1 protein-coding gene and 1 pseudogene are annotated in these 463 nt (G+C 57.0%); one reads left to right on the plus strand and one right to left on the minus strand.

Annotated elements, in window-relative coordinates; genetic code table 11:
• Positions 1-225, minus strand: a pseudogene (locus EN914_RS37985) (fatty acid desaturase); the annotation flags it as partial.
• Positions 226-337: 112 nt separating this feature from the next.
• Between EN914_RS37985 and EN914_RS37990 the strand changes: the two are divergent.
• Positions 338-463, plus strand: a 126-nt coding sequence (locus EN914_RS37990; protein ID WP_127389803.1) for a LysR family transcriptional regulator, incomplete at its 3' end; no start/stop codon positions are given.

A 463-nucleotide genomic window follows, 5' to 3' on the forward strand; every position in this document is an offset into this window, starting at 1 on the left:
GCGATGAACCGTCTCGTGCAGCAGCGTGAACAGGAACACGATGAGGAGACCTTGCGGCAGCATCAGCAGCGGCCAGAACGGCACTTTGGCGGCGATCAGCGATCCGAGGATCACGATCGCACCCCAATGAGCGGCAAGCTGAACGAGGCCCGCGGCATCAGACTTGGCGGTCAGCCGGTTGCGCTCCTCCTGCGTCAACGATGAAATTACGTCGCGATGATCCACGGGCTTCGATCCAGGCTGGGATTTGATAGAATCCACTGTAGCGCATGAAAAACCTTTCCAAAAATGACGATTTCTGCGATTTAGATAAGCTGAACTTATCTATTCGGTGATCATGGCCGTACTTCCCTCTCTCAAAGGACTTCAGGCTTTCGAGGCTGCGGCCCGTACAGGCAGCTTTGCGGGGGCGGCGGAAGAGCTTTCTGTATCCGCCGCCCCCGCAAAGCTGCCTGTACCTGTC

The organism is Mesorhizobium sp. M7A.F.Ca.CA.001.08.2.1, from assembly GCF_003998455.1.
Taxonomy (GTDB): Bacteria; Pseudomonadota; Alphaproteobacteria; order Rhizobiales; family Rhizobiaceae; genus Mesorhizobium; species Mesorhizobium ciceri.